Annotated in this window: 25 protein-coding genes; 12 read left to right on the forward strand and 13 right to left on the reverse strand. The window is 37.2% G+C overall.

Translation table 11 applies throughout. The features are described 5' to 3' along the window. Together xseB and xseA are read right to left on the reverse strand one after the other, a co-directional pair. Positions 1–213 carry an exodeoxyribonuclease VII small subunit gene (gene xseB, locus CO050_03615; GenBank protein PJC31326.1) on the reverse strand — a complete coding sequence of 71 codons (213 nt, stop codon included), beginning with the start codon at positions 211–213 and terminating at the stop codon, positions 1–3. Continuing rightward, positions 210–1433, reverse strand: a complete 1224-nt coding sequence (gene xseA / locus CO050_03620) for an exodeoxyribonuclease VII large subunit (protein ID PJC31327.1) — start codon at positions 1431–1433, stop codon at positions 210–212. The genes xseB and xseA overlap by 4 nt, the downstream gene beginning before the upstream one ends. Between xseA and CO050_03625 the strand changes: the two genes are divergently transcribed. Then, positions 1420–2301: a hypothetical protein gene (locus CO050_03625; GenBank protein PJC31328.1), complete on the forward strand. Its 882-nt coding sequence runs from the start codon at positions 1420–1422 to the stop codon at positions 2299–2301. The genes xseA and CO050_03625 overlap by 14 nt on opposite strands. Here the strand turns inward: CO050_03625 and CO050_03630 are convergent. Continuing rightward, positions 2298–3047 carry a GMP synthase gene (locus CO050_03630; GenBank protein PJC31329.1) on the reverse strand — a complete coding sequence of 250 codons (750 nt, stop codon included), beginning with the start codon at positions 3045–3047 and terminating at the stop codon, positions 2298–2300. The two genes, CO050_03625 and CO050_03630, sit on opposite strands and share 4 nt — an antisense overlap. Before the next feature lie 26 nt (positions 3048–3073). Here CO050_03630 and CO050_03635 point away from each other — a divergent pair, with 26 nt between their 5' ends. Further along, on the forward strand, positions 3074–3973 hold the full coding sequence (locus tag CO050_03635) for a DUF368 domain-containing protein (protein ID PJC31330.1): 900 nt from the start codon (positions 3074–3076) through the stop codon (positions 3971–3973). Positions 3974–3983: 10 nt separating this feature from the next. Here CO050_03635 and CO050_03640 read toward each other — a convergent pair whose 3' ends face one another. Further along, a complete protein-coding gene (locus tag CO050_03640) occupies positions 3984–4181 on the reverse strand; it encodes a hypothetical protein (GenBank protein ID PJC31331.1) in 198 nt (65 codons plus the stop codon). A gap of 203 nt (positions 4182–4384) precedes the next feature. Here CO050_03640 and CO050_03645 point away from each other — a divergent pair, with 203 nt between their 5' ends. Beyond that, entirely contained in the window at positions 4385–4594 is a 210-nt protein-coding gene (locus CO050_03645) for a hypothetical protein (GenBank protein ID PJC31332.1), read from the forward strand. Between the two features lie 199 nt (positions 4595–4793). Here the strand turns inward: CO050_03645 and mviN are convergent, their stop codons facing one another. Further along, on the reverse strand, positions 4794–6440 hold the full coding sequence (mviN, locus tag CO050_03650) for a murein biosynthesis integral membrane protein MurJ (GenBank protein PJC31333.1): 1647 nt from the start codon (positions 6438–6440) through the stop codon (positions 4794–4796). Positions 6441–6507: 67 nt separating this feature from the next. On the opposite strand from mviN, the gene CO050_03655 reads away from it, so the two are divergent. From CO050_03655 to CO050_03675, 5 genes are read left to right on the forward strand one after another with little or no spacing between them, the layout of a single operon-like run. After that, a complete protein-coding gene (locus CO050_03655; protein ID PJC31334.1) occupies positions 6508–6750 on the forward strand; it encodes a 30S ribosomal protein S20 in 243 nt (80 codons plus the stop codon). A gap of 21 nt (positions 6751–6771) precedes the next feature. Beyond that, positions 6772–7389, forward strand: coding sequence for a hypothetical protein (locus tag CO050_03660; protein PJC31335.1), 618 nt, complete (start codon positions 6772–6774; stop codon positions 7387–7389). Beyond that, entirely contained in the window at positions 7386–8054 is a 669-nt protein-coding gene (locus tag CO050_03665) for a hypothetical protein (protein PJC31336.1), read from the forward strand. Before CO050_03660 ends, CO050_03665 begins: the two co-directional genes overlap by 4 nt. A gap of 2 nt (positions 8055–8056) precedes the next feature. Then, the gene (locus CO050_03670) at positions 8057–8242 is read left to right on the forward strand and encodes a hypothetical protein (protein ID PJC31337.1); all 186 of its coding nucleotides are present in this window, start codon (positions 8057–8059) and stop codon (positions 8240–8242) included. After that, positions 8243–9532 (forward strand): hypothetical protein, encoded by a 1290-nt coding sequence (locus tag CO050_03675; GenBank protein ID PJC31338.1) that lies wholly within the window; start codon positions 8243–8245, stop codon positions 9530–9532. 82 nt (positions 9533–9614) lie between these two features. Here CO050_03675 and CO050_03680 read toward each other — a convergent pair whose 3' ends face one another. From CO050_03680 to CO050_03690, 3 genes are all read right to left on the reverse strand, one after another. After that, positions 9615–10295 (reverse strand): hypothetical protein, encoded by a 681-nt coding sequence (locus CO050_03680; GenBank protein ID PJC31339.1) that lies wholly within the window; start codon positions 10293–10295, stop codon positions 9615–9617. Positions 10296–10366: 71 nt separating this feature from the next. After that, on the reverse strand, positions 10367–11467 hold the full coding sequence (locus CO050_03685; protein PJC31340.1) for a hypothetical protein: 1101 nt from the start codon (positions 11465–11467) through the stop codon (positions 10367–10369). Then, positions 11451–12116 carry a hypothetical protein gene (locus tag CO050_03690; GenBank protein PJC31341.1) on the reverse strand — a complete coding sequence of 222 codons (666 nt, stop codon included), beginning with the start codon at positions 12114–12116 and terminating at the stop codon, positions 11451–11453. Before CO050_03690 ends, CO050_03685 begins: the two co-directional genes overlap by 17 nt. A 44-nt stretch (positions 12117–12160) precedes the next feature. Between CO050_03690 and CO050_03695 the strand changes: the two genes are divergently transcribed. Continuing rightward, a complete protein-coding gene (locus CO050_03695) occupies positions 12161–13987 on the forward strand; it encodes an ATP-dependent DNA helicase PcrA (GenBank protein ID PJC31342.1) in 1827 nt (608 codons plus the stop codon). Here CO050_03695 and CO050_03700 read toward each other — a convergent pair. Continuing rightward, positions 13977–14399, reverse strand: coding sequence for a hypothetical protein (locus tag CO050_03700; protein PJC31343.1), 423 nt, complete (start codon positions 14397–14399; stop codon positions 13977–13979). The genes CO050_03695 and CO050_03700 overlap by 11 nt on opposite strands. Positions 14400–14432: 33 nt before the next feature. On the opposite strand from CO050_03700, the gene CO050_03705 reads away from it, so the two are divergent. Then, positions 14433–15431, forward strand: a complete 999-nt coding sequence (locus CO050_03705; protein ID PJC31344.1) for a peptidoglycan bridge formation protein FemAB — start codon at positions 14433–14435, stop codon at positions 15429–15431. Between the two features lie 38 nt (positions 15432–15469). On the opposite strand, the gene CO050_03710 is transcribed toward CO050_03705, so the two are convergent. The 4 genes from CO050_03710 to CO050_03725 form a co-directional block, all read right to left on the reverse strand. After that, positions 15470–15883 carry a hypothetical protein gene (locus CO050_03710; protein ID PJC31345.1) on the reverse strand — a complete coding sequence of 138 codons (414 nt, stop codon included), beginning with the start codon at positions 15881–15883 and terminating at the stop codon, positions 15470–15472. Further along, the gene (locus CO050_03715) at positions 15884–16147 is read right to left on the reverse strand and encodes a hypothetical protein (protein PJC31346.1); all 264 of its coding nucleotides are present in this window, start codon (positions 16145–16147) and stop codon (positions 15884–15886) included. 195 nt (positions 16148–16342) lie between these two features. Next, a complete protein-coding gene (locus CO050_03720) occupies positions 16343–16684 on the reverse strand; it encodes a hypothetical protein (protein PJC31347.1) in 342 nt (113 codons plus the stop codon). Positions 16685–16990: 306 nt separating this feature from the next. Next, on the reverse strand, positions 16991–19909 hold the full coding sequence (locus CO050_03725; GenBank protein ID PJC31348.1) for a hypothetical protein: 2919 nt from the start codon (positions 19907–19909) through the stop codon (positions 16991–16993). A gap of 37 nt (positions 19910–19946) precedes the next feature. Between CO050_03725 and CO050_03730 the strand changes: the two genes are divergently transcribed. Beyond that, the gene (locus tag CO050_03730; GenBank protein ID PJC31349.1) at positions 19947–20576 is read left to right on the forward strand and encodes a hypothetical protein; all 630 of its coding nucleotides are present in this window, start codon (positions 19947–19949) and stop codon (positions 20574–20576) included. Positions 20577–20586: 10 nt separating this feature from the next. Continuing rightward, positions 20587–21435: a hypothetical protein gene (locus CO050_03735; protein ID PJC31350.1), complete on the forward strand. Its 849-nt coding sequence runs from the start codon at positions 20587–20589 to the stop codon at positions 21433–21435. Positions 21436–21607: the final 172 nt, after the last annotated feature.

The following is a 21607-nucleotide window of genomic DNA, read 5'->3' on the forward strand; positions in this document are numbered from 1 at the left end:
TCAGTCTAGGTCAGCAAAGTCATCTTTAATTTCTGTAATTTCATTCTCAATCGATGTTATGCGGTTTTTTAGCTCTTTTGCTAACTTAAGGCCGCGCTTAAATAAAGGAATTCCTTCTTCTAAGTTGATTTCTTCGTTCTCGAATTTTGAAGTTATCTGCTCTAGCTCGGCAAAATCTTCAGATAGTTTAGATGGCTTAGTTATTTTATTCATTCAATTTTTATGACTGTCGAGTGTATTTTACCATCTGCAACTATAGTGTACATATTTTCATTACTTTTTAACTGAGACTTGCTGCGTAATATTTTCTTATCTTTGGTGTATGCAATACTGTAGCCCTTTGCAAGGAGATTTCGGTAGTCAAGATTTTGTAATATGCGAATAAGAGTTTCTAGCTGTTGGCTCTTTAATACTAATTTGTGTTTAAAGTTTGCATACTGATTAGTAAAGTTTACTATGTGCTTTTGCATACGGAATAGATATTGGTCGACGTGATTCTTAAGTTGAGAGATGGACTGGAACACTCGTCTTTTTGATTCACTAATAATGTCATTTAATCCTAATTCAATTAATCGTGCTTGACTTTGAATGTGCGTAAGTAGTTCTGATCGCTGGCGTACGATTAATTCTGCGGCATTGGAAGGAGTTGACGCACGAAGATCCGCAGCAAGATCTGACAAGCTAATATCCTCTTCGTGACCTACTGCACAAACTACGGGGATCTTGGAAGTAAATACAGCTCGCACAACAGCTTCATCATTAAATGACACTAAATCTTCTAAGTTTCCTCCGCCACGAGTAAGCACTAATAAGTCTAAATTAAGATTGTTCTGGTTAAAATATGTAAAAGCACGAATAATACTTTGAGTGGAATCAGCTCCCTGCACGGAAACTGGATAAAAATATATCTTAAGTCCACCCATGCGCTCAAGCAGAATTTTAGCAAAATCTGAGTAAGCACGAGAACCTTTGGCTGTGATAAGTCCAATTCTTTCAGGAAATTCTGGAAGTTGGCGTTTACGATTTGGATCAAATAATCCTTCTTTCTCTAAGCGTTGTTTTAATTTTTCAAAAGCAAGAGCAAGCGCGCCAGTCCCTGAGGGACTAATCTGGTTAGCAAAAATACTAAAACGGCCTGATTTTTGATATAACCTGGGAGTACCGATAATTTGAACAACCATCCCTTCTTCAAGTTCTCGATGATTACTAATGTTATATATGGTCCCAAACACCTCGACAGTTGCTGCGTTGTCTTTAATAGTTAAAAATATCCATTTATTTTGACTAATTCTAAACTGACTAATCTCTCCCTTGACGTTAACCTCGCCCATGGTTGAGAGATAGACATTGATTAGCTCGTTAAATTCTGAGACCGAGAGCACTCCTTTGTTTTCCACCTTCATATTGTAACAAAGTGTTATGATTATGGACATGGTGAAGGATAAATACAGCGCGGTGTGGGTATCGCATTCCTCTATTGGTAATTTTTTACAGTGTCCCCGAGCTTATTATTTGAATAATGTTTATAAAGATCCAGATACGGGTCATAAGATAGTTCTCATGAATCCCAGTCTGGCACTTGGCCAGGCAGTACATACTGTGCTTGAGGAGTTATCTGCTCTACCAGTGAAGGAGCGCTTTCGTGACTCATTGGTCGATAAATATGATATGGCTTGGAATACGGTGACTGGAGAGCTTGGAGGATTTATGGACAAAAAAGAAGAGCAAGAATATAAGAAGAGAGGAATAGAGATGCTGAAAAGAGTTGAAAAAAACCCAGGTCCTCTTGGTAAACTAGCAGTAAAGATTAAGCGTGACTTGCCATATTATTGGTTGTCTGAGGAAGAGAATATTATTCTTTGCGGCAAAGTTGATTGGCTAGAGTATTTGCCAGAGACGAACTCAGTTCACATCATAGATTTTAAAACAGGAAAAAATATGGAAGATGGTAAATCATTGCAGTTGCCTATTTATTTACTATTAGTACATAATTGCCAGAAGCACAAAGTTACTAGGGCAAGTTATTGGTATCTTGCAAAATCTAATGATCTTACTTCTAAAGAGCTACCTAAACTAGAAGTGGCATACATGCAGGTATTAAAAGTGGCAAGGCAAGTAAAAAAAGCTCGGGAAAAGGCCGAATATATTTGTCCCAAAGGTGAAGGAGGGTGTTTTTTTTGTCGTCCGCTTGAGGCGATCTTAAGGAAAGAAGCTAAATTTGTAGGAATAGATAACTATCGTCAAGATGTATATATCTTGCCACGCGAGCCACAAGAATTAGAAGAAGAAATCATCCACTAAGCGAAAAAAGTTCCAACAACATAGGCAATAGTAGCAGAGAGCGCTCCTAAGAGCATGACTTCACCAAATGAGCGAATTGGTGATTCCTTGGTTACCTTTAAGCGTAGTGAAGCTAATATAACTAGCGCTACTCCAGTTGCTAGTATAGAGACAATAAAGAGACCGTTGGTGCTCTTAATTAATACATAAGGAGCAAGAGGTATAAAACCAAAAACTAGAAATGAGCTAGTAGTTATAAGCCCAGTTATTATAGGGTTTTCACCTAATGGATTTGCTATTTCTAGTTCATAGTGCATCATAAATTCAGTCCACCACTCTTTATTCTTTTGGAAAATAGTTGTTAAGGTTTTTGCATCGCTCATGTTAAATCCTTTTTGTTGCAGGAGCTCTGTTGTTTCGGCAGCCTCCATATCTGGATTGGTGTCTACCTCATGGCGCTCTTTGTTGCGTTCTGTTTTGTATACATCTTGAGCAGATCTCACGGAGAGAAAATTGCCAAGACCCATGGAAGTTGCATCGGCAAAAAGGTTAGCAAAGCCAAATAATAATACAGTAACGACTGAGCCAGTAATTAAGTTTTCACCTGTCTGGGCACCAGAAAATCCTGCGACTACGGCGAAGGTGGTAACTATTCCGTCGATTCCTCCATATACAATCTCTTTTAGATATTGGGAGAAGGGAGATATTTTATGTTCCTGAGATAAATGCAACTTGAGTTCTTTGAGTTCTTTGCTGGAATAGGTCATGTTATGATTATACTGTACAATATAGGATGTCGAAAAGCATTAGATTATTTTTAACAGGTTTTGGAATGGGTACTGCAGATATTATTCCAGGAGTGTCTGGGGGAACTATGGCGTTTATTTTTGGTATCTATGAAGAGTTGTTAGATAGTATTAAAAAGGCAACGGGTGAGGCTCCCAAAATGTTATTTAAGGGCAAAGTTAAAGACGCTTATAAAACAGTTCCATGGGCATTTTTATTACCAGTTTCAGGTGGTATTTTTTCGGCTATTTTGTTACTGTCAAATTTACTGTCTTTTCTTTTGGATACACAAGCGACCTTTGTTCGTAGTTTCTTTTTTGGATTAGTTTTGGCGTCAGGATATATTGTTAGTCGAAGAGTCAAGGTGTGGACTATTTCGAATGTGATAAGTATGATTGTTCTTTTTGTGGGAGCCTTTGAGTTGGTGGGGCTTATTCCGGTTAGCACACCCGAAATATATTTAGCTTTTTTCTTAAGTGGGGCTTTGGCAATTTGCGCAATGATCTTGCCTGGTATTTCGGGAGCTTTTATATTGGTTTTGTTGGGCAAATATGATCAAGTTTTAAATGCGGTTGTTCACCTGGATATTGTTATATTACTTTTGGTTATGGGTGGGGCAGTGTTGGGTCTTGCTATGTTTTCGAGGGTTTTGAGCTGGTTGTTTGCAAAACACCATGACTTAACAGTAGCTGGATTAACTGGTCTTATGTTAGGGTCAATTAGAAAATTGTGGCCATGGAAAGAAGTGTTGCAAACTGGAATTGACAGACATGGAGAGATTGTAATATTGCAAGACTCTAATATTTTACCAAAGACTATAGACGTATCAGTAATAGCTGTGCTTCTATTGGTAACACTAGGAATAGTTTTGCTTATTAAATTAAGCAGCTTCAATAGAGATAAATAAATTTTTGTCGCTATTTAGTTTTAGTGCTTTCTTTGGTAGCTTCTTTAATTACCTTCTTAATTTCAGCTCCTGCTTTGGTTGCTTCGACTTTAGCCTTACCAATGACCTCTTGAGCTTTAGCACGGTTTTCTTGCTTAGAGAAGAAAACTGCTGCGGCTCCAGCTGCAGCTCCTAATAACATTGCAAATAATCCTCCTTTTTTTGCCATAATACTCACCCCCTATTAATATTAGTATAACACCGAATTAAAAAAATTGACAAATTTTGACTTTGAGTATAAAATAAGTGAATCGTGACTAGAAATTTACAACTTAGTATTCTCCTTATTAACCTCGCTTAACGCGGGAGATTAAGGTAGTTACTAAAGCTGTAATTATTTATTAATATCCCGCTGACACCAGCGGGTTTTTTATGGAAAAAATAGTATATACCAATGAAATAACTTGTCCATTCGTTTCAGAATTTGTTAACTGTGATGAGTGTGGTTCTCCTAATTTCAGCATAGACAGTCAAGGGGAAAGATCATATAGCAATAAAGTGCCAGGTAGATGTGACGATTGTGGTTATATATGGGGAATTAAAGTTGATCCAACAATGGGAAGAGGTGATATTAATGATTAATTATCAAGAAGAAGCACCCGAACCAAGATGTGAAATTCCACAAACATTAGATCAAGTTCGTGCGCATCAAGGTTCATCTGTTGGATTGGAAAATGTAGTAGGAGCTATTCCAGAAGGTGACGACTTTGAAATTTTATGGGAATGAAGCATGAATATACTATCGGAAATCAACACCCGGTGTTAACACCGGGTGTTAGTGTTAAGGGGTGTCTTCGCCTGATACTTCAGTACCAGTATCTATTACTAAGTCTCTTACCTTAATAACTCTTTTTAGCAGATCGTAATATGTAAGTACCTCTTTTATATTTAATATCCAAGACATAAATGCGTAAGCTAAAAGACCTATGAGGGCAACAGTTATGGTAAATAAGAATAGTTCAAGTGTTCTAGTGGTATCAAATACAAGCTGATCAAGAAGTTTCTTTGGTATTTGGAGAAAAATAATCATGGCAAAAGTTGCAATGGCCATTTTTAATGGAGGGACGAATAGTTGGTATTTATTAAAGCTTTTAACTTTTTTGTTAAGAAGATATATAAGCAGTGTGAAATTTACTACTGCACCAATAGAAGCAGATAGTCCAAGTGACCAAATTGGTAAATGCAAAACCTGAATGAAGTAAATACTAAGACCAGAATTAATAAGCACTGCTATTGTTGAAGTTGTGACTGGTATCTTAGAGTTTTGTAAGGAAAAAAATGCTCGAATAAGAAGATGCACGCTGGCTTGTGCAAAAAGAGAAACCGCGAAGAAAGAAAGAGTCATTCCGGTTAAAACAGTTGCATCCCAGTCGAAAAGATCGGCCCCAAAGACTAGTCTTACGGCGGGGATACGCAAAATTACTAAAATTGCCGATACTGGTAGAACTAAAAACAACACCTGATGCCAGGAGGCAAGAAATATTTCTTTAAATTTACTGGAGTTTCTTGATTGAGAAAGTGTTGGTAGTGTAGCCTGAGCAATTGCCAATCCAAATAATCCAACGGGTACTTGTTGAAGATGCTGGGCAAAAGTAAATACAGTAATACTTGAGGCTCCAATTAATGAAGCTAAGACTAGATCAATTGTTGAATCAATTTGGGCAATGCCTAAGCTTAAGGTGCGAGGTCCGGCTAACTTAAAAATTTTACGAACACCGAGGTTATGAAAATCGAAAGAAAAAATGTGCTTATATCCCAGTGAAGTAATCTGGGGAATCTGGATTGCTAGGAAAAATACTGCTCCTAAAACTACTCCAAGTACGACGCCAAATAATCCCAGATATGGACTAAAGAAGATTATTCCTAAAATAGTTCCTAGGTTGTAGACAATAGGAGCAAATGCTGGGAGAAGAAAATGCTTGTACGATTGTAATATAGCGGTCATGAAGTTTCCAAACAGCAGGGGTAAGACTTGAGCGACGAGTAGTACCCTGGTGAAAAACATCATTTGTTCAACCTCTGGTTCAGAAAAACCTGGAGCTAAAGCTTGAGTTATGGGTTTTGTAAAAATTAGAAGAGGGATTAGTAAAATAAGGAGCATTAAGGAGGCAAGATTAATAACTGAGGAGGCAATATGAAAAGCTTCTTTTTTCCTGTGTGTTGTAAGGTATTTAGAAAAAACAGGTATAAATGCTGTGGATACTGTGCCTATCACAAGTACCTCAAAGATTAGACTTGGAACACGGAAACTAGCGAAATATACTCCTAGCTCATCTGCTGTAAAACGTCCAGATAATAGTCTGTCACGAACCAATCCTAGTGTTCGAGAGGCAAACACAGTTGCCATAATGATCGCCGCAGCAGAAAGAATATTAGTCTGTTTTCGCGAAACTAAGCTCCGGACCGTAGATACAACTTTTTGTAGCATTATTAATTTAGTATATCACCTTGACCACCAGCCTACAATTGAGGTAAAATGCAGTTATTAATTAGTCATGCCAATAACGAAATCAGCTAAAAAAAAGGTGCGTGTTGATCTAACTAGAACAGAGGTCAACTATCGCGTGAGGCGTTCATATAAAACGGCAGTAAAAGAAGCTCTAGAAAAAAAAGATGCTGAAAGCTTAACCAAAGCATACTCAAAGTTAGATATGGCAGCAAAGAGAAATGTAATACATCGAAACAAGGCGGATAGATTGAAATCAAGACTAGCTAAGAAATTAGTTGTTAAAAGTTAGTTATTAAAAGGTGTTGTTAGAGTGTCTGCCCAGATTAATCTTTTACCAAAAAAGGGATTTGCAAACTCCGCGTTAGGAAGCATTCTTGAATTTTTCTCAACATATGGAAGGTATATTATTGTTGGAACCCAGCTAATTGTTCTAATTGCGTTCTTTTCTAGGTTTAAACTAGATCGAGAGTTAACTGATCTTCGAGATGCAGTGGACCAAAAGAAGGCGATTATTACTGATTTGCAAATTTTTGAGTCAGAGGTTAGATTATTGCAGCAACGTCTCAAAAATATTCGCGATCTAAAACAAGGACATGATTTTGTACGAGACACGCTATCGGTTGTTAAAACTGTGTTACCTCCAGGCACCGTCTTAGAAGATTTAAATATACAAGCTTATAGCTTTGGTGTTGATGGAATAAGTCAAGACCAACAAGCTTTTGCAGATTTAATAATAACGTTACGCAAATCTGAGGAGTTAGATAATATTTTATTTAGTAACATATCTAAATCTGCAGATTCAGAAATAATAGAATTTAGTTTTTCTGCTGACATGAAAGATTATTCCCAGCAGAATCCTGAAGGTTCCGGAGTTTCAGCAGAAGGTGGAGTGGTACCTGTATTAGAAGGAGTAAATGAAGAATTATGAGCACTCTTGTTAATAAAATAGAGTTAAAAATGCCACGCATTCCTTATTATAAGTTGCGTAAGTCATTTCAATCTAAGCATAAGCATGCATATATGATGCTTATTCTGTCTTTATTTACAATGTCTTTTTTTGGTCTATTTGCACTACGTCCAACATTGGTGACGATAGCTACATTAAATCGTCAGATTAAAGATAGTAGAGAGATAGATCGACGTTTAACAGAAAAACTTAATGTTCTAGTACAAGCACAGGCAGAGTATGAAGTAATTGCCCCTTTTTTGTCTAAGATAAATCAGGCAATACCAGAGTATCCAGAGTACACAGAGCTGTTGGCAGATCTTGAGGAGATTCGCGAGGCTAGTGGAAGTGCTGTGTCTAAATTGGGAATAGGAACGGTTGAAATAAAATCTAGTATTCCAGGTCAAGTGGATTTGGCCGTAGCTTCAGAAGGGGGATATCTTTCGCTAGAAGACTTTATAAATTTGTTGTTGACTAATGAACGCTTGTTGACAATTAATTCTCTTGGTTTTAATTCTAAAGAAGAAAATGTGCTAGATTTATCAATGGATGTCAACGCGCCGTATACGCTTCTTAAAGACCAAAAGCCTCAACAACCCACCAATGAAGATGAGACATTACCCATAGAAGGGGATATAATTAAATAACTATGTCACAACGCGAATGGTTATTATTGGCAGTGTTTACTTTCATAAGTATATCTGGTTGGATAACTTATGAGGTTTATCATTCGCTATCTACATCATCTATAGATAGTGTTGACGAATCTATTATGCAACCACTGAATCCTGAGCTGGACAAAGATACGGTCATTAAATTATTAGATGAAAACTAGATGCTAGAGCATAAACGGAAAGTACCAACTCTACTTGGTTTAGTTGTTTTGTTACTAGGTATAGGTGGCGGAATCTTCTTTGCTGAATATAGTCTAGATTTTTTTTCAACAGGCAAGATAAATAGTGAACCTGTAAACATTAGAGTATCAAATACTACTGATTCTTTAGCTTCCATATCTTGGTTAACGGAGGCAGCTACGGAAGGGAATGTTAAGTATGGGTTGTTTGATAAAACTATTGGTAATACCGCACATGATGATCGAGTTTCAAATACTAACTTAGATAAATACACTTTACATCACGTTACTATTCGTGGTTTAGATCCAGAATCTAGGTATCAGTTTGTAATTACTGCCGATGGTAAAGAATATAATGACGATGGGAAACCATATGAATTTGAAACTTTTGCTGTTGCTACTTTAAGTAAGTTAGGACCAGCTACTGGAGAGGTTAAACTTGTAAATGGCCAACCAGCTACTGGTTCAATAGTTTTTTCACAAATTAGTGGAGCAACTTTGCTTTCAACCTTGGTAGGACTAGATGGTAGTTGGGTTCAGCCTTTAAATATTGCATATGATGTAGGAAGTAAACAACCCGTATTAGATAACGAAGCTAAAACTTTGAACTTGTATGTTTTATCGCAAGACGGTAAGGAATCGCAGGTTTTAACAGATACAGATCATGATTTTCCTGCCCCGGCTATTGTTATTGGTCAGCGATATAATTTTCTTACTCAAAAGACTAGTGCTGTTGAGACTGCAGTTTTGGGAGATTCTACAACTGATCAGGCTTCAGGTTTTGCGATTTTGCAACCAACGGATAATCAGGCTGTTGTCTCCGTGCGCCCATTAATTAGAGGTAAGGGAAAACCTGGTCAAAAAGTAACTGTTATTGTGGAATCAAAACCACAAGCGGCAGTGGTATCAGTGGATGAGCGAGGTGATTGGCAGTGGACACCATTTCGTGAGCTTGTAGCCGGTTTGCATACAGTTACGGTAAAAACAGTGGGCGCTGATGGTGAAAATATATCTGAGGCTAGACGTTTTATTGTATTAAAAAGTGGGTCACAGGTATTAGCTGAATCTACCCCCTCAGCCTCGCTTACCCCCTCCCCCTCCGTTGTTCCTACGGTGATATCTACTCCAACACCAATCTTTTCAAGTCCCACCCCTGCTACAACCGAAGGTACACCTATATCTGGAAATGCCACTTATACCTTAGTTCTTGTTGGCTTAGGTTTTGGATTGTTGTTAGTTGGATTTTTTCCCAAACTGTTGTTAAGAAAGTAATCTTAATTTCCAATACTCATCCTTTCTGGAATACGCAAAATACATTCCTGGAATGTACTAGGTTGACATACCTGGTACACATTCATTTTTTATCCTGGATAAGGTGCTTTATTTTGTGAAGCTCACGTTGGTAGTCAACTTGGTTGAGAGTGAAATCAATAAATTCCTGTGTGGAATTAAAGTAATTTAGAAGTTTGTTTTTTTTAATAAATTTTCTGCTATCAACTCCTATGTAGTCTCTATATGAGTTCCATGTATAGTTTTTAAGTTTGTCTTTTTTATCAAGTAGGTATGATGTAAGAGGATTTATATGTATGTATCGTGCAACATGTATAAATTGCTCATCATATTCAATCAAAGAACCTTTAAATGGAGATTGGTAAACTGAACCAGCACGTTTGGTTTTTATGTTCAGGTAATGTGCATAGCTACCTTGCAACTTTCGAATAAAATCGCTAATTCCATTGTTAACATTCTGCTTCGCAAGTATATGATAGTGATTGGGCATGACACAAAATGCATATACATTTACTAGTCTTTTACTGCTTTTGTACAATTCATCTAGGGTTTGTATTCTAACATTTTTTTCTAGCCTAGTATAATGTGAAAATCTAAGTCTTACATCTGAAAATGAATAGTATTCCACTAATTCAATAAATAACTTGTATTCTCTTGAATTACGAAAAATTATCTGTCCAGCGACGCTGCGATTAAAAACATGATAAATCTGGTCTGTAATCAGTGGAGTTTTTCTTATTGGCATGTCTCTTATGCAGAGTATAAGCAAATCTTACCAAATATGTCAACCTAGTACATTCCAGGAATGTACAGGAGTTATTTGTAATCCTCTGGATTGAGGTTGCAGGCGGGGTCGTTGAGATGACAGTCAATTAACTCATGGATTATTTCAAAAGAGTCGGTAACGGGAGATAATACCCAGCGATCGTATCGAGAAGTAGGAGGGTTATATAGCCAACCTGTTTGTTTCTCATCTCCTTGGTTTAACTCTATTTTTCTAGCAATATCTAGATCTAGCTCTGCAGCAAGTCTAAGTAATGTGACTGTTTCTGCTAAATCTGTATCGGACCTAAATGTGGCGCGTAGCTGTTTATATAACTCTTTAGTTTTAAAAGGGTTAATTAGTATAGATGCGTCAGATAATTTTGCACGAAAAGATTGAAGTATTATTTGTTGTCTCTGACTTCGGGCATAATCTGATCCTTCAAGTCCCTGTGCGTTGCGAGAGCGAACATAAGTTAGAGCAGTTTCTCCATTCATTTGTTGAAGGTTTTTGGTGAAAGTTACAGATTTGTAGCGGCAGTCATATTCTGGATCACCTTCACAGTTGTCGTTCTCTTTTCCTGGGATAGGAAAGCGCTTGTCAGTAAAACCTGCGGGAACATTTACTTCAATACCACCAACTATGTCTATTGCTTTTTCAAATCCAGCAAAATCTATTATAAATGCGTAGTGGATTGGCTGTCCAAGAACTTCTTCCGCGATAGATTTTGCAAGTGTATATCCACCACCAACTTTCTTTTCTTCTCCGTAATGGTAGGCGCTGTTAATTTTGTCTTGTAGGGTTGGAGACCAGATGTCTCGAGGAAGTGAGACTACAAAAGTGTCATTTGTTATTAAATCGATGCTGATAAAAATTAATGTGTCAGTTAAATCAGAGCCAGCATGTTCACCGCCTGCTGTTCCCATTAATAATAAGTTAGTGCGATTTTGGTATGACTCTAGATTTTTTCCATAATCTTTTACCATAATTGCTCGCACTGCATTTGGGGTTAAGTTTTTACTCTCTAGCCAAGCAGTCCAGCTATTAATGGAATAAATAGCTAACATTAAAATAGCTGTGCCAATCAAGTAGGCTTTATATGGCGAAACCACACTCTTTATAGAGCTAAATTTTCGACTAAATCTTGGAGACATTCTTAATTATTTCTGCAAACAAATCTGGCTTTAAACTTGCCCCACCAACACCTACTCCATCAATGTCTGGTTGACTAATTATCTCCATAACGTTATCTGGTTTAACACTTCCACCATAAATGCCAATCTGTACATTGCTGTGTTGTTTTTTAATTTGACTTAAAGTCTCATTGGCATGAATGGGGCTATCTGCGCGACCTGACCCAATAGCTTCGATAGGTTCATAGAGAATCATTGCTACTCCTGATGGAATAGGAGTCTTTGGTGATTGCACGCAGAAAATAGGTTCAATGTTATTAGCTTTGGCTTGTTTAACTTTTAGACTAAGCATATCGTCTGTTTCTTCAAGATTTATTCTTCGCTCTGAGTGACCTATGAAGGAAAACTTAACATATTCTGCAAGTTGAGAAGCACATACTTCGCCAGTATATGCACCATCTCCAAATGAGCTAAGATCTTGACCTGCTAATTCTAACTGCATGCTTAACTTATGTATAACCTCGAACATTGGAGCGATTTGCAAAAAACTAGGCGCTAGTATTGCTTTAACAGTGCTTGTAGGATTATATAGAGCTGAAAAATCAGCTAGCCACAAAAGTGCATCTTTTGTTGTCTTATTAGATTTCCAGTTTCCAATTACGTATTTCATGAGCTGGTGTATACTAGATTACCTAGTGTTAATCATTATAGCTTATGAATAAGATATTAGAAAATCTAAACTCCGCGCAACAAGCAGCTGTCCGTCATGGAAAAGGACCCATGTTGGTGTTAGCTGGAGCTGGATCTGGCAAGACAAGAGTCTTGATACAGCGCATTGCATATTTGGTAGATAAACATGGTGTTGACCCTGGCCAAATATTAGCAGTTACATTTACAAATAAAGCGGCGGCTGAATTAAAAGAAAGAATAATAAAGTTGTTGGACTCAAAAACATCTAGTCGACCAACGGCTTCTACTTTTCATAGTTTTTGTGCGTCGCTGCTTCGTAAAGAAGGTCGCCACGTTGATGTATCACAAGATTTTGTAATTTACGATGATGGTGATCAACAAGGGTTGATTCGTAATATCTTAAAAGAACTCGATCTGTCTCCTAAGAAGTTTCGTCCAGGCTCAATTTTAGCGAATATTTCATCATCGAAAAATGAGTTAATAACGCCTGATAAGTATAGCCAGATGGCTCATGGAGCTTGGCAAGAAGTGGTGGCGAATGTATATCCAAAATATCAAAAAATGCTTATGGAAGCGGGAGCATTAGACTTTGATGATTTATTACTAAGGGCAGTTGAACTATTTAGAGAAAATCCAGAGATTTTGGATAAGTATCAAGAAAAATTTCTTTATATCTTAGTCGATGAGTATCAAGATACAAATACAGCCCAATACGTGTTGACAAAACTTTTGGCGAAAAAATATCAAAATATCTGCGTAGTGGGAGATTGTTCTCAGAGTATATATAGCTGGAGAGGGGCAGATTACCGTAATATCTTAAACTTCCAAAAGGCATTTTCCGAAGTTGCAGTTTATGAATTAGAGCAAAATTATCGTTCTACTCAGAACATATTAGATGCTGCACATGCAGTTATTGGTCAGAATACAACCCATCCAGTCTTAAAGCTTTGGACTGATAGCGTCGATGGAGAGCATATAAAATTATATGAGGCAATTAGTGAAAAAGATGAAGCAGAATATGTTATCCGGACCATGCTAAAGCTTCATCAGTTGGATCCAGATTTGAAAGCAAAGGATATGGTGGTGTTGTATCGTACTAATGCTCAATCTAGAGCTTTAGAGGAGATGTTTTTACATTACGGGATTCCTTATAGCTTAGTTGGAGGAGTACGTTTTTATGAACGAAAAGAGATTAAAGATGTCTTAGCAATGTTGCGGCTAGCTGTAAATACTAATGATATTATGGCGCGATTTAGAGTGGAAAAAATTGGCAAAAGGATGGCAAAGAAACTCTTGGAGTTTCTTGGGACCTCTGGCGAGTTAAAAGAGGAACTTACAACTTTGGAAATAATGGAGGAGATTTTTCAAATAACAAGATATCTTGAGAGATATACAGAGCATGACGAAGAAGACCAGGCGAGACTGGATAATATTCGTGAGTTAAAATCTGTGGCAGCAGAGTATCCTAATTTGGTTAACTTCTTAGAAAATGTGGCGCTGGTTGAGAGAGAGATCTCTTCTACGACCAAGAATGAAACACTAGTACGGGAAGGTCGCAAAGATGCTATAACTTTAATGACCTTGCATCAGGCAAAAGGACTTGAGTACAGAGTAGTTTTTATTGTAGGGATGGAGGAAGGGATATTTCCTCACTCTCGGAGCATAGACGATCTTCATGAGCTAGAAGAAGAAAGAAGATTAGCTTATGTTGGAATTACAAGGGCCAAAGAGAGACTGTACATGACATATGCGAGGCGCAGGATGTATTTTGGTCGTTATAACTCTAATCCAGTTTCGCGCTTTATTGCTGAGATCCCTGAAGAGCTTTTGGACTATGATGTTATTTTGTAGACTGGCAGAGAACTATGTTAGTAGAGCTAGCGTGGTAGGTGTATATCTCATCGTCAACTTTCAGAATAATTTTGTATCCAGGGGTAATTACTTGGGCGTAAGCTGTTTTTGGCGTGGGACATCCCAAACTTGAGTCTGACCAGTTTACAGCCTCAACTGATACTGTAGAAATATCCAGGTCTTTGATACCTGATTGAAGAGCAAGGTCGCCTCGAGCTTCAGCGACTAGATCTCCTTGAGTTTTATTAGCCGAAGGGTTAGTGAAGTCCACTTCTGGTTCAGGAGTATTATTGAGTGATGTATAAATGCTTTTTGTTTTAAATATTCTGTAACCGAATAATCCTAATGAGATAGCTATTATAACCACTAATAAGATTGGAACAATACTGTAAATGTATTTTAATTTAAACATACTGTATAGTATACAGTATATTTAATAATAGTTATGTTAAAAGTACTAGAGATAGGAAATAAGTATCAGCAGGAATACAATCGATTGGTCAAGCATCCTTTACAGACCTGGGAGTGGGGGGAGTTTCGAAAATCTACAGGAGTGAAAGTGGTGCGCAGAGGCATCTTTGAAAATGAAAATCTTATATCTGGTTTTCAGCTTACTATTCACAAGATTCCATATACTCATTTTACAATTGGATATCTACCCAAAGGAGAGCTGCCAACTAAAGAAATTCTTGAAGAATTAAGAGAGATTGGCCAAGATAATAATTGTTTATTTATTAAACTAGAGCCAAATATTCTTGCTAAAAATGTAAAAATAGATTCTTCACTTACAAAATCTCCTCACCCATTATTTACTAAGTATAGCTTTTGGCTTGATCTAACAAGATCTGAAGAAGAGTTATTGTTTAAGATGAAGAGTAAAACTCGCTATAATGTGCGCTTGGCAAGGCGCAAAGGGGTGGCGATAGTGGAAGATAATTCAGAAGCGGCATTTGAAGAATACCTAAAGCTAACAATGGAGACAACCAAAAGACAGCGCTTTTTTGCTCATACCAACGATTATCACCGTAAAATGTGGTCAGCTCTGCATCCAATTGGCATGGCCCATTTGTTAAAAGCTTTTTATAAGGGAGAAACGGTTGCCTCATGGGTCTTATTTTTACACAATGATATTTTATATTATCCATATGGTGCATCTAGTATTAAGCATAAGGATACAATGGCGTCTAATTTGTTAATGTGGGAAGTTATTCGTTGGGGTAAAGAGCATTACGCAAAACTTTTTGATATGTGGGGAGCACTGGGTCCAGATCCGGATCCCAAAGATTCTTGGTATGGATTTCATCGGTTCAAGGAAGGTTATGGAGCTACTCATGTTGAATTTGTGGGGACCTATGATCTAGTCTTAAAACCAGTCTTATATAGACTATATAATCTTGTTTTCATCCTCCGCCAGCTATATTTAAAGCTTAAAAGCTCTCTCTAGATTAGCTTGATTTAACAACCCCTTAGTAAGGTTAAGCCTTACATGTAGTTATTGAAGAAGTCTTTAGGAGTTAAGACTTTCTGAGGAGCTAAGAATTTTTCTACTGCAGGTGTTAGAAAATGCTTTTTATCGAGCGTGATTAAGTAGCTTGATTTTACTAGTTTTGCTTCAGCTAAGATTACAGAATCTTTCTTGACAATTACTTTCTGAGCTTTATTTATAAGCTTTGTATCTGGATATTGTTTGACTATTTTGATTTTACTTAGTAACTTATGGAACCTTGCTAAATGGTATGAGTGTAATTTACTATTAATATTACGTTCAACCTCTGTCAAAACAACAAGTGATGTTACTAACTTTACTTTTCTTAGTGTAAAGAGTTTAGCTGAACCACCAGTGAGAGAATTTACTGCAGTGAATATTACACTTGAGTCAAGGAAAAGAGATTTCATTTAGAGCTGGTCTTCTTTTAACCATTTTTCGATCTCTGTTTGGCTAAACTTACGCGTAAATGGTAGTAAATTAGGGTCAATATAGGTTTTTTGGTAGATCTTGTCAACTGTTTCTTGTAATTTAGTGAGATAATCTATATCTACTAAGGCAATCCACGGACGACCACTTTTGGTTAAGACAAATGTATTTTCTCCATTTACTTTCTCGGCTAGCTTACCAAGTTGGTTTCGCGCCTCTGTTATTGGCATGACATTCATGTTCATAGTTAGATAATTGTAACAAGTTTACTAAATAATGTCAAGTATTATGTACTGAGTTATGTACATTTATATTGGGTTGCAGTAGTTTTATTTACTCTAACCCTTGGGGTTGGATTATTTCATAGGACTTCCCACAAACATAAGTTCAAACTTATTATGTCAGAGTATTAACGTGAAAGCGTATAACCGAAGATTAAATTATTTCTTATTTATGAAAATCAAGAATACGAACGAGACAATCGGAAGAACATAAGATAGAAGAAGAATATTACCTCCAATAGCAATTAGTATAGCGGCAATTATAAATAGGATAAGTCCAGATATTGATGCAGGAAATGCCCAGGACTTTTCTTTTAATAGACCAATTACACCAGGAACCAATAGCGCACTACCTAAAATTGTTATTAGGGCAGAGATTGAATTATAAGGATTTGGAATAAAAGTCTCAGTTGGTTGCTGATTGGAGCCTAGTGTTCCAAATCCACTCAAAAATCCGTACAAAGCAGTTAATGACAGCAAGAAAGATGTTGTTTTCCTCATTATTTACATTAAATCAAACTCATAAATATTTGTCAAATAAAATAACTGTACCCATTCATGATTTAACAAAAGAGCTTAGTATTCAACCTCTTTTGTCATTCCCATGAAAATGGGAATCCAGAAAGATGGATCCCCAATTAAGTTGGGGATGACAGATAAAGTATAGAGCTTGGCTTTAGAATTGGGTATAATCGCTCACTTAAGGTAAGATTCCTCCTGTCGGCGGATAAACTTCCATTTCGTGAAGGGCCTCGCCTTTTTCGCTCATAAGAGAGGACCACTTGATAGGGTTGATTTTGACAGGCATTATGCAGGGTTGCAGTAGAGCTTGTATTCACAGTGTTTGCAGAAGAAGTGTTTTGAACAGGCATAGTTTGAATTTTCCATTTCATCCACCAATTTAATAATATTCTCTTTGCTGGTTTTAAGCTCTTCAGTGGAGCGAATGGTGGTTAATTTCTGCTGGTTTGCAAAATAGTAGAGTGACAGTTTTATATTTTGGGGCTTTTGGAGGAAAAGAGGATGATGGACTTGAGTTGCGGCTAATGCATAAATAGTTAACTGCTCGTCTTTGTCTACTTGTCTTTGTGTGGGGACTTTGTTTGATGTTTTATAGTCAATTATTTCGATTTCTCCACTTGGTAGAACATCGATCCGATCAATTATCCCACCAATTTTTATAGTTGGAGTTAAAGGAAGAGTGAATTTTTCCTCTAGGGCTTTTGTATAAATTGGTTGAGAATGTGCTTGATCATAAAAGCCCGATAGATATTCTTTGGCAGAGCTAAGATTTACTTGCTCTTCCTTTTTGTTTTTAAAACCAATTGTCTGCCAGTTTGATTCTAGAAACTGCAGCAACTTATCTTTACTGTGTGGATTGTTGTTGATTAGATATGTATAGTAGTCTCGCAAAGTAGTATGAATATTGGTGCCAAAGATTAGCGCAGGAGAAATGAGTGTAGGGACCTTCAGAATATACCGTAATTTGTAATGCAATGGGCATAAGCGAAATGCAGAAATTTGTGAATAAGATAAATAGCTTACTTGATGATGGAGTTTGGCTGGCTCAACACTCTCAGGCGTTGCCTTCCATGATTCAAAAAAATCCAGTTGGTCTATAGCTGGATTCGTGGTTCTATAGCTTTCACCCAAAGCCTCTTGTACAAAACCAGATAATTTCTTCTCACGTTTATTATCTGCGTAGGATTTGCTGGCAGTAAAAAAAAGCTGGTCTTTAGCTCTGGTCATTCCAACATAAAATAAGCGGCGTTCTTCTTGAACATGAAAGTCTCCAGAAGGGAGTTTTTCTCGAATGAGCTCATCGGGAATAGGTATTTGCTCTCGCCGACTTGTAGTGGGAAATCTTAAGTTAACAAGATTGACTAAAAATACAACTTTAAACTCGAGTCCCTTAGCAGAGTGAACTGTTAATATATTAACCCGATCTTCAATAATCCAGTCGAGATCAGAAGCAGATGGAGACTCTCCCACCTCTAGAGAGAGTTCAATCCAGTTATTTATAGCATCTACTGATGCGTCTTCGTGAGAGGCTTCATATGATTTGAGTTTGTCAAAAAATTTGGAGATGTTTGTTAACTGAAGTTCATCTTGTAATGACTCAGGGTTTTTTGCGAGTTTGGCTAGTTGACCAGAGTCTGCGAGGAAATAGTATAAAATTTGTCCGCCCGTTTCACGTGGAACAAAGTTTAAGTGACGATGAATCATCGATATTATTATTGCCAATTGATCTTTGGTTTTAGTGCTTAAATTTGGTAGTTGCTGCGATGTGAGAGTTCGGTCATAGTCTATTGACTGGTATTGTTTGGTAACTTCTTCGCAGAGCTCAAAAAGCGAATGATTAGTTCGCTTTGCCCAAGTATTTAAAGCTGCCAAATCACGTCCAGGAATATTCCAAATTGGCATAGCTAATACTCGATAAAAAGAGGCAGAATCGTCAAAGTGTGCAAGGGTTTTAATATATGCAATTAGATCCCGAATTTCCTCTGTGCGAAAAAGTTGATTGGGTCCTAAGAACTGATAGGGGATGCCGTTTCGCTTTAAAGATTTAATAAATGGCTCACCATGACTATTTGCTCGAAGGAGGATGGCAAAATCGCTCCAGCTGTATTTCTGTTCTTTTCTTAATTTAGTTATTGTAGATATGACGCTATCTGCCTCTTGCTCTTCGCGGTCTGTAAAGAATAATTGAATGGGTTTTTGTGTTGCTTCTTTTCTGGTGGTTGTTAGGTTTTTATCGATGCCCAAACTTGCCTCAAGAGTGTCTGGGTCGTTGTGTTTGATGAGATTATATGCGTGGTCTAGAATTGTTTGAGTTGAGCGGTAGTTTTTTGTTAAGACAATCTGTTTAGAATTGGGATAATCTTTCATAAACGAGAGAATGTTTGAAATCGCGGCCCCACGAAATTTATACACTGACTGTGAGTCGTCCCCGACAACTGTCAGCAGAGGCTTAGTACCTTTAGCAGTTAACAGCTTAATTAGTTCATATTGAGCTATGTTTGTGTCTTGAAACTCATCGACTAAGATATGTTTAAAAGTTTGTTGGTATTGTTTAAGGATATCTGGCCTTGTACGTAGTAGTTCTAAGGTATTTGAGATAAGGTCTGAAAAATCCATTACACCATTTTGAATTTTAAGTTCTTCGTAAAAACTATATGCAGATGCAAGTTCTTTCCATTTGGAATTATCTTCACTTTTGCTGTTATTATTTACCCACTTACTGTACTGAGCCGTTGTAATGTCTTCATCTTTTAGTCTACTGATGTGACTAAGTATCCCAGAGATGAACTTGGTAGGATTGCCGCGAGGTCTGAAATATTTTAAAGACATATCCCATAGATGGTTCTGGATTAATCCAATTGCTTCAGCCTCAGCAATGAGTTTATAGCCAGGATTAAGGCCAATGTTTATAGCTTCATTTCTCAGTAGTCTATCGCAAAAAGAGTGAAAAGTCATAATCCAGGTCTGGGTATAACCATATGGAAGCGCTTGGTCAACTCGTTCTTCCATTTCTTTAGCGGCTTTTTCTGTGAATGTAACTGCAAGTATTTCTTGGGGTTGAGCTTTCTTCTCTATGATAAGACGCTTAATGCGCTCTGATATAACTGTTGTTTTACCTGTTCCAGCTCCAGCAATTATTAGTAGAGGTGTTTTATTATGATTTACAGCTTTTTGCTGTTCAATGTTTAGGTTTGTTTCTTGCACAAGAAGATTATATCAGCTAAGTTATATAATCAGCTGTATGAAAATTATAAACCTTGCATTATTCTTATATATTGTTTCAATCTTAGTTTGTCCCAGTGTATATGCACAACCACTGGATCCCTCGATTGAGGGCTATGACCAGGTTAAGACTCCGTTAAGACCAAGTTTAAAAATAGTTTCTCCTCAGACGGGAAGTACTGTACTGGGAAATAGGATAACAATGGAGTATATAGTTAGTGGAGTAAAGCTAATATCTCCAGAAGATGCAACATTAAATGTTCGTGGAGAAGGACACTTGCTTATTTCTTTTGCTAAAGCAGACATTTATGGACCTGAGGGAACGTTCCAGACATTTATACATAAATCCCCTATTATTTTTGAGAATATTCCAGAAGGTGACTACATATTAATTGTTGAAGTTGTAAAAAATAGAGGTGATAGTTATGAGCCAGCGGTTAAAGAAGAAGTTCAGTTTGCAGTCAGACACGTTGTTAAATTGTCGCCAACTCCACCAGCTACACCAACTCCTACTCCAGAAACAGCAACAAGTATAGTCATTAACAATAAACAAAATATATTGTTTGGTGTAGGTATTGTTTTAGTTCTGTTGCCGGCTACGTTTTTAATGTCTCGGGGGATTAGAAAAATAGGTTCGGATATGGTATAGTAGGCTCTCTATGAAGAGACAAATAGTCACGTTGTTAGTTCTCGCGATAATTGTTGTGGGAGTTGCATTTGGTATTACAAAATTCATAATGGGTCTTAGAGATAATCGTCAAGCTGGTATTAAAATTGTCTCTACACCTGTTGCTTCTGTTTTTTTTGATGATGATTTAAAAGGAAAAACCCCATTTGATCAAAAAATGTCGGCTGGAACTTATCTTATTAAGCTCACGCCTGATGGAACAGATATGACATCTTGGCAAAAGGAAATTAATTTACAAGCTGGGCTGATTACCTATATTAACCGCGAATTAGGCAAGAGTGAGCTATCTTCATCTGGAGAAGTATTAATATTAGAGAATACTGGAGAAGATAAATCTAGTATTTCAGTAATATCTACACCAGATGGTGCAACGGTAGCTTTAGATGGGCAGGAAAAAGGAACGACTCCTCTATTGTTATCAGATATTGAAGTTGGTGAACACACATTATTTGTGTTTGCTCCTGGTTTTCGGGACAGACAGGTAAAGGTAAATACAACTTCAGGACATAAATTAATTGTAGAAATTCAGTTGGCTCTCGTGAATGATGAGAAAGAAGCTACGGATTCAGCAACTACAGATTCAGAATCAAAAGATACTTCAGAAACATCGAGTTCTGGAGCAACTTTGAAAATCTTAGATACGCCAACTGGTTGGCTTCGCGTACGATTTGAGCCAACGCTATCTGCTTCAGAAGCAGCCAAAGTTGATCCGGGAGATGAGTTTGAACTTCTAGATGAAAAAGAAGGTTGGTATAAGATAGAATATGAAAAAGGTAAGGAAGGTTGGATCTCCTCACGCTACGCTGATAAGGCGGAATAATCTAGTATAGAATTTACATTAATATAGAGCTAGTCATGTAGGGTTAGTAGGTATTGCTGTAAAGAAAGGATTTAGAGAGGAAGGAATAGGTACCATTATGCTTAACAAGCTAAATTTATTACAAAGGGGAATATATTGATCAAATAATGATGCACAAGGAATTGTGATTTAG

It is taken from the genome of Candidatus Roizmanbacteria bacterium CG_4_9_14_0_2_um_filter_38_17, assembly GCA_002788855.1.
Taxonomy (GTDB): domain Bacteria; phylum Patescibacteriota; class Microgenomatia.

Bases quoted from the DNA above. Each gene is read 5' to 3' on its own strand.
- CO050_03680 (PJC31339.1), bottom strand. From the start codon at position 10,295: ATGCCAATAAGAAAAACTCCACTGATTACAGACCAGATTTATCATGTT.
- CO050_03675 (PJC31338.1), top strand. From the start codon at position 8,243: ATGCTAGAGCATAAACGGAAAGTACCAACTCTACTTGGTTTAGTTGTT.
- CO050_03655 (PJC31334.1), top strand. From the start codon at position 6,508: ATGCCAATAACGAAATCAGCTAAAAAAAAGGTGCGTGTTGATCTAACT.
- CO050_03640 (PJC31331.1), bottom strand. From the start codon at position 4,181: ATGGCAAAAAAAGGAGGATTATTTGCAATGTTATTAGGAGCTGCAGCT.
- CO050_03645 (PJC31332.1), top strand. From the start codon at position 4,385: ATGGAAAAAATAGTATATACCAATGAAATAACTTGTCCATTCGTTTCA.
- CO050_03730 (PJC31349.1), top strand. From the start codon at position 19,947: ATGAAAATTATAAACCTTGCATTATTCTTATATATTGTTTCAATCTTA.
- CO050_03735 (PJC31350.1), top strand. From the start codon at position 20,587: ATGAAGAGACAAATAGTCACGTTGTTAGTTCTCGCGATAATTGTTGTG.
- CO050_03670 (PJC31337.1), top strand. From the start codon at position 8,057: ATGTCACAACGCGAATGGTTATTATTGGCAGTGTTTACTTTCATAAGT.
- CO050_03705 (PJC31344.1), top strand. From the start codon at position 14,433: ATGTTAAAAGTACTAGAGATAGGAAATAAGTATCAGCAGGAATACAAT.
- CO050_03710 (PJC31345.1), bottom strand. From the start codon at position 15,883: ATGAAATCTCTTTTCCTTGACTCAAGTGTAATATTCACTGCAGTAAAT.
- CO050_03720 (PJC31347.1), bottom strand. From the start codon at position 16,684: ATGAGGAAAACAACATCTTTCTTGCTGTCATTAACTGCTTTGTACGGA.
- xseB (PJC31326.1), bottom strand. From the start codon at position 213: ATGAATAAAATAACTAAGCCATCTAAACTATCTGAAGATTTTGCCGAG.
- CO050_03635 (PJC31330.1), top strand. From the start codon at position 3,074: ATGTCGAAAAGCATTAGATTATTTTTAACAGGTTTTGGAATGGGTACT.
- CO050_03630 (PJC31329.1), bottom strand. From the start codon at position 3,047: ATGACCTATTCCAGCAAAGAACTCAAAGAACTCAAGTTGCATTTATCT.
- CO050_03700 (PJC31343.1), bottom strand. From the start codon at position 14,399: ATGTTTAAATTAAAATACATTTACAGTATTGTTCCAATCTTATTAGTG.
- CO050_03625 (PJC31328.1), top strand. From the start codon at position 1,420: ATGATTATGGACATGGTGAAGGATAAATACAGCGCGGTGTGGGTATCG.
- CO050_03685 (PJC31340.1), bottom strand. From the start codon at position 11,467: ATGTCTCCAAGATTTAGTCGAAAATTTAGCTCTATAAAGAGTGTGGTT.
- CO050_03695 (PJC31342.1), top strand. From the start codon at position 12,161: ATGAATAAGATATTAGAAAATCTAAACTCCGCGCAACAAGCAGCTGTC.
- xseA (PJC31327.1), bottom strand. From the start codon at position 1,433: ATGTCCATAATCATAACACTTTGTTACAATATGAAGGTGGAAAACAAA.
- mviN (PJC31333.1), bottom strand. From the start codon at position 6,440: ATGCTACAAAAAGTTGTATCTACGGTCCGGAGCTTAGTTTCGCGAAAA.
- CO050_03690 (PJC31341.1), bottom strand. From the start codon at position 12,116: ATGAAATACGTAATTGGAAACTGGAAATCTAATAAGACAACAAAAGAT.
- CO050_03715 (PJC31346.1), bottom strand. From the start codon at position 16,147: ATGAACATGAATGTCATGCCAATAACAGAGGCGCGAAACCAACTTGGT.
- CO050_03665 (PJC31336.1), top strand. From the start codon at position 7,386: ATGAGCACTCTTGTTAATAAAATAGAGTTAAAAATGCCACGCATTCCT.